The organism is Myxococcales bacterium (assembly GCA_016717005.1).
Classification (GTDB): Bacteria; Myxococcota_A; Polyangia; order Haliangiales; family Haliangiaceae; genus UBA2376.
On the sequence record JADJUF010000034.1, the window covers coordinates 1 to 6,261 of the forward strand.

4 protein-coding genes and 2 pseudogenes are annotated in these 6,261 nt (G+C 74.3%); 3 read left to right on the forward strand and 3 right to left on the reverse strand.

The window, feature by feature from the left end; all coding sequences use genetic code 11:
• Positions 1-25: 25 nt before the first annotated feature.
• A complete protein-coding gene (locus IPL61_23110; GenBank protein ID MBK9034118.1) occupies positions 26-769 on the reverse strand; it encodes a hypothetical protein in 744 nt (247 codons plus the stop codon).
• A gap of 402 nt (positions 770-1,171) precedes the next feature.
• Between IPL61_23110 and IPL61_23115 the strand changes: the two genes are divergently transcribed.
• The 3 genes from IPL61_23115 to IPL61_23125 are packed head-to-tail and all read left to right on the forward strand — an operon-like array spanning position 1,172 to position 3,882.
• On the forward strand, positions 1,172-2,551 hold the full coding sequence (locus IPL61_23115; GenBank protein ID MBK9034119.1) for a TolC family protein: 1,380 nt from the start codon (positions 1,172-1,174) through the stop codon (positions 2,549-2,551).
• Positions 2,548-2,703, forward strand: coding sequence for a hypothetical protein (locus IPL61_23120; protein ID MBK9034120.1), 156 nt, complete (start codon positions 2,548-2,550; stop codon positions 2,701-2,703). Before IPL61_23115 ends, IPL61_23120 begins: the two co-directional genes overlap by 4 nt.
• Positions 2,704-2,742: 39 nt before the next feature.
• A complete protein-coding gene (locus tag IPL61_23125; GenBank protein MBK9034121.1) occupies positions 2,743-3,882 on the forward strand; it encodes a copper oxidase in 1,140 nt (379 codons plus the stop codon).
• A gap of 591 nt (positions 3,883-4,473) precedes the next feature.
• Here the strand turns inward: IPL61_23125 and IPL61_23130 are convergent.
• Together IPL61_23130 and IPL61_23135 are read right to left on the reverse strand one after the other, a co-directional pair.
• A pseudogene (locus IPL61_23130) lies at positions 4,474-4,855 on the reverse strand (HAD-IC family P-type ATPase).
• Positions 4,856-4,858: 3 nt separating this feature from the next.
• Positions 4,859-6,261, reverse strand: a pseudogene (locus IPL61_23135) (heavy metal translocating P-type ATPase).

Consider the following 6,261-nt stretch of genomic DNA (forward strand, 5'->3'; position numbering starts at 1 on the left):
CGGCCGTCAGGCCCCGCTGGAAGGCTCAATCCGCGACCAGCGTGCACAGGTGCTCGACGCAGCGCGGCTGCGCGCTCGTCGGCGCGCACATGCCGCCCGCAGGATCGAGGCAGGGGCCGCCCCAGCGCTGGTGCAGCGCCTGGTAGGGCGCCGCGGCGCGCTCGGCGACCACGGCGGTGAAGCACGCGCTGGCGAACAGGCGACAGTCGATGTCCGCGGCGCACCCGAGGTCGGCCGCGGGGACCTGCCAGCGGCGGGTGAGTTGCCCGCAGCGGAAGTCGTAGGTCAGCGCCGCGCCCTCGGCGTCGCCGAAGGCCGACCCGCCGGGAGCCACCGCGGCGGCCGCGGCCACGCGCTCGTGCCCATCCGCGTCGCGCGACGTCGCGATCCACAGGTCGGGTCCGGTCGGCAGCGCGACCGAGAGGCCCGCCTGCCACGCGACCACCTCGGCGAGCGGCGTGCACAGCCGCGCCGGCGCGACCGCGTCGGCGGGATCGATCGGCCGCAGGTCGCTCGCGCAGGCGAGGCCGGGCTCGAACGCGAGCTGGCCGCGATAGATCGCGTGGAGGCGTGGCCGCAGCTCGGCCCAGCTCGCGACGATCGCGTCGGGCGCGTCGGGCGCGTCGGCGGTCGGCGCGGTGATCGCCCGTGGCCGCGGCGATGACGCGGGCCCGCCGCAGCCAGCGACGGTCACGAGGGGCATCACCGCCACCGCCACCGCGATCCCCATCCCCATCACGATTCCCGCGGAGCCGACCGACCTGCGCATCTGCGGATGATAGGGCGTCCAGCGCTCGCGTGAGCCGTGCGGACGACTGTGACATGGCGGGTCACTAGTAACCGAGTCGGTCACAGGTCAGACGGCGCCTCGGCAGGGTCTGCGCATGGTTGGGGGTGGCCCGTCGCTTGCGTGGGTAACGCCTGCCGTCCGATCGACCCGATCCCGGAACCCCCATGCACTCCCGCACCTCATCGTTCCGCTCCTGGTCCTGGCGTTCGCGCCCGCCTGTCGCCCGGCCGCGGTCCCGATGACCCCCGAGCACCCGGCCCGTGCGACCGCGCCGCGCGGCCGCATCGCGGGGCCGCCGGCGGCCCTGAGCGACGCCCGCCCGCCGGCGCCCCCAGCATCACCGGCGGGCCACTCCGACCACGCGGGCCACGGGGGCGCGCGATGACGCGGCCCGGTCGCGTCGCGCTCGGCGTCGGCGTCCTCGGGATCGCGCTCGCGGCGTGCGCGCCCTCGCGCGGCGCGGTCTTCGGACCCGTCGGCCACGAGGTCGATCGCCGGATCGGCGTCGCGCCGCTGTGGAACGACCGCGCCCCCGACGCGCGCGTGCCCGCGGCGGTGGCGGCCTTGCTGGCGCGCCCGCTCACGCTCGACGCGGCGCTGCGCATCGCGGTCGCCAACAACCGGCACCTGCAGGCCGCGTACGACGAGCTCGGGATCGCGGCGGCGGACATCGCGGAGGCGACGACGCTGGCGCCGACCTCGGTCGACGTGAACCGCAAGTACGCGCTGGACGGCGGCGGCGACGAGACCGAGCTCGAGGCCGTCCAGGACGTGCTCGATCTGATCCAGCTCGGCCAGCGCCGCGGCATCGCCTCGGCCGAGCTGCGCGGCGCCCAGGCGCGCGCGATCGCGGCCACGGTCGCGCTGGCGGCCGAGGTCGAGCGCGCGTTCTACGACGTCGTCGCGGCCAACCAGGCGCTCGAGCTGCGCCAGACCGCGTTCGACGCCGCGAGCGCGGCGGCCGAGGTCATCGAGCGCATGCACGCCGCCGGCAACACGATCGATCCGCGCTCGCGCGCGAGCGCGATCAGCGCGAGGTGGCCTGCATCGAGCTGGCGCGGGCGCAGGCCGAGGTCGAGGCCGCCGCGCGCCGATCGATCGGCTGCTCGGGCTGACCGGCGCGGACACTGCCTGGTCGGTGACCGCGCGGCTGCCCGACGTGCCGGCCGTGGGCGCTGTCCTCGACGATCTCGAGCCGCGCGCGGTCGCCGACAGCTCGCGCTGGCGGGCGCGGCACGCCGACGCCGACGCTGCGGCCGGCCGCGTCGGGTCGGCGCGCGCCTGCGCGTGGCCTCCCCCGAGCTCGGCGTGGGCGTCGCGGTGGCGCGGCGCGACGGCGGCGAGTGGGAGGCTGGCCCGGCGCTGCGGATCGGCCTGCTGCTGTTCAACCAGCAGCAAGGTCCCTGGGCCCGGCCCGGCCCGGCCCACCGCGCGCGCAACGAGCTGCTCGCGACCGCCGTCGACCTGCGCGCGACGGCGCGCGCGATCCGCCAGGAGGTGCTCGGCGCCCACGCCGAGGCGCGCCACTGGCTCGACGTCGTGTTGCCGCTGCGCCAGCGCGTGCTCGACGAGACCCTGCTGCAGTACAACGCGATGAACGCGACCACCTTCGAGCTGCTGATGGCGCGCCGCGAGCTCGTCGACGCGGGCGCGCAGTACGTCGAGGCGGTCCGCCGCTACTGGTCGGCGATGGCCGCGGCGACGGCGCTGCGGCGCGGCGGCCCGCCGTCGGCCCACGCGAGCACCCAGGAGGCCCCATGACCGTCACCCGCCGCACGATGATCCACTCCGGCCTCGCGGCCGGCGCCGCGCTGGTCGGCACCCGCCTGGCGGCGGCGCAGCCACACACCGGTCACGGTGCCTGCGCCGCCGGCGCCGCCGGCGCCGCCGCCCTGACGCGCCGGCGGCGTTGACCCAGGGCCGCCGGGTGCCAGGGGAGTCCTACAGCCCGGGTGGTCCCCAACGGCCGGACGCTGCCGTTCGTGCGCCGCGGCGACGTCAAGGTGTTCCACCTGATCGCCGAGCCGGTGCAGCACCAGTTCGCGCCCGGCCTGGACGTCGAGGCCTGGGGCTACAACGGCGGCACCCCGGGGCCGCTGATCGAGGCGGTCGAGGGCGATCGGGTCCGGATCTACGTCACCAACAAGCTGCCGGAGCCGACGACCGTTCACTGGCACGGCGTGTTCCTGCCGAGCGGTATGGACGGGGTCGGGGGCCTGAGTCAGGACTACATCCTGCCGGGCAAGACCTTCAGGTACGAGTTCACGTTCACCAAGGCGGGCACATTCATGTACCACCCGCACTTCGACGAGATGACCCAGATCGCGCTGGGCCTGGTCGGGATGATCGTCGTGCACCCACGGCGGGTGAAGACGACGCGACCGGTCCGGGATTACTCGCTGATGGCGCACGAGTGGAAGGTCCCGATCGGCGCCGCGCGCCCCGACCCGATGGCGATGAACGACTTCAACCTGCTCACGTTCAACAGCAAGGCGTTCCCGGCGACCGAGCCGCTGGTGGCCGAGATCGGTGACCTGGTGCGCATCCGCTTCGGCAACCTCGGGCCGATGGACCATCACCCGATCCACCTGCACGGCTACGCGTTCGAGGTGGTCGAGACCGACGGTGGGCCGGTGCCGAGGTCGGCGCGCCGGCCCGAGACCACGGTGCTGGTGCCGGTCGGCGCGGTGCGCGTCGTGGAGTTCGTCGCCGACACGCCCGGCGACTGGGCCATGCACTGTCACATGACCCATCACGTGATGAACCAGATGGGCCACGACGCGTCGAACCTGATCGGGGCCGACGTCGACGGCCTCGATCGCGCGGTCGGCAAGGTCGTGCCCGGCTACATGACCATGGGCGCCACCGGGATGGGCGACATGATGACCATGGCCCGGCCGCGCAACAGCATCTCGATGCTGGGCGGACGCGGCCCGTTCGACCACATCGACATGGGCGGGATGTTCACGATCCTCAAGGTGCGGCCGTCTCTGACCGGCGCCGGCGACCCGGGCTGGTGGGACAATCCGCCCGGCACCGTCGCAGACGAGGCGTCCGCGGCCGAGCTGGCCCGCGACGGCATCGTGACCTGACTCGCTGAACCCAAGGAGCCGTGATGACCAAGACGCTACTGACCCTCCTCGCCGCCGGCGCGGTCGCCGCGTGCGGATCCAAGGCGACCACCACCGCGACCACGCCCGACCCGGTCGGCGACGGTCACGCCGACCACCACGACGACGCGATCGCGCCGCCGCCTGACGATCACGCCGACGACACGCCGGTCGAGCCGGCCGGGCCCGACCCCGCGCAGATCAGGGCCGAGCCCTGGCCACCGAGACCGCGGCGTACGGCCGCGCGCGGCCGGTGTTCGACAAGTACTGCGCGAGCTGCCACCAGCAGGGCGGCAAGAAGGCGACCGCGAAGAAGCTCGGGCACCTCGACATCACGACCTACCCGTTCGGGGGCCACCACGGCATGGAGGTCGCGGTCACGATCCGCAAGGTGCTGGCGATTTGGGGGAAGGCGACGATGCCCGACAACAAGCCGGGCGCGTGCAGGGCGAGAGCTGGCGCTGATCGCGGCGTGGGCCGACGCGTTCGACGCCGCCCATGCCGGCGGCGCCCACGAGGGCATGGCCGGGCCACGACCACGGCCACCACTCCGACGCCTGCCGCGCGATCCGGTCAGACGACGTCGGCGCGCCGCAGGCGCAGCGCGTTGGTGATCACCGAGACCGAGCTGAGGCTCATCGCGGCGGCGGCGATCACCGGCGACAAGAGCAGGCCGAAGAACGGGTAGAGCACGCCGGCGGCGATCGGGATCCCGGCGGCGTTGTAGACGAACGCGAAGAACAGGTTCTGCTTGATGTTGCCCATGGTCCGGCGCGACAGCCGGCGGGCGCGCACGATCCCGCGCAGGTCGCCCTTGACCAGCGTGACCGAGGCGCTCTCCATCGCGACGTCGGTGCCGGTGCCCATCGCGATGCCGACCTGGGCCAGGGCCAGGGCCGGGCGCGTCGTTGATGCCGTCGCCGGCCATCGCGACGACGCGGCCCTCGTCCTGGAGCCGGCGCACGTGCTCGGCCTTCTGGTCGGGCAACACCTCGGCGACGACGTCGTCGATCTCGGGCGTGCTGTCCTTGATCGGGTCGGCGACGCCGACCAGGCCCGCGAGCGCGCCGGCGATGGCCACGAACATGACGGTCTGGCCGTCGGCGCGCAGCGCCTCGGCGCGCTCGAGCATCGGCCCCGGGTCGATCCCGACCTCGGCCATCATCGCGCGGTTGCCGAGCGCCACGCTGGCCCTCCACGTGCCGCTACGCCCTTGCCGGTCACGGACTCGAAGTCGCGGCCCTCGGCCGAGTGACGCCGCGCTCCGGGCGCCGGCGACGATGGCCGGCCAGCGGGTGCTCGCTGGCGCGCTCGAGCCTCGCGGCCAGGCGCAGCAGCGCCTCGTCCACGCCTCGGCCGGGTGACGCCGACCAGCCGGGGCTTGCCCTCGGTCAGCGTGCCGGTCTTGTCGACGATCACGGTGTCGACCGTGCGCATCACCTCGATCGCCTCGGCGTTGCGGAACAACACGCCCATGGTGGCGCCCTTGCCGGTCGCGACCATGATCGACATCGGCGTCGCCAGGCCGAGCGCGCACGGGCACGCGATGATCAGCACCGCCACCGCGTTGATCAGCGCGTGGGCCATGCGCGGCTCGGGGCCGACCAGCGACCAGATCGCGAACGTGGCGACCGCGATCGTGATGACGATCGGGACGAACCAGCCGGCGACGACGTCGGCCAGCTTCTGGATCGGCGCGCGGCTGCGCTGGGCCTCGGCCACCATCGCGACGATCCGGGCCAGCAGCGTGTCGGCGCCGACCGCTCGGCGCGCATCACCAGCGCGCCGGTGCCGTTGAGCGTCGCGCCGATGACACGGTCGCCGGGCTGCTTCTCGACCGGGATCGGCTCGCCGGTGACCATCGCCTCGTCGATCGCGGAGTGGCCCTCGAGCACGACGCCGTCGACCGGCACCTTCTCGCCCGGGCGGACCCGCAGCCGGTCGCCGGTCCGGACCTGGTCGAGCGCGACGTCGGCTCCTCGCCGTCGTCGGCGAGGCGCCGGGCGGCGGTCGGCGCCAACCCTAGCAGCTTGCGGATGGCCGAGCTGGTCTGGCCGCGGGCGCGCAGCTCGAGCACCTGGCCGAGCAAGATCAGTGTGACGATCACGCCGGCGGCCTCGAAGTAGGTCGCGACCACGCCGTCGTCGCGGAACGACGACGGGAACAGGTCGGGCGCGAGCGCGGCCAGCAGGCTGTAGCCGTAGGCGACGCTGACGCCGAGGCCGATCAGCGTGAACATGTTCAGGTGCCGGTGGCGCACCGACGCCACCGCCCGCACGTAGAACGGCCACGCCGCCCACAGGCACACCGGGGTGGCCAGCCCGAGCTCGATGAAGACCCGGACCCGCGGCGCCACCAGGC

Excerpts from the sequence above, each read along its gene's own strand:
- IPL61_23110 (MBK9034118.1), bottom strand. The coding sequence starts at position 769 with ATGCGCAGGTCGGTCGGCTCCGCGGGAATCGTGATGGGGATGGGGATC.
- IPL61_23115 (MBK9034119.1), top strand. The coding sequence starts at position 1,172 with ATGACGCGGCCCGGTCGCGTCGCGCTCGGCGTCGGCGTCCTCGGGATC.
- IPL61_23120 (MBK9034120.1), top strand. The coding sequence starts at position 2,548 with ATGACCGTCACCCGCCGCACGATGATCCACTCCGGCCTCGCGGCCGGC.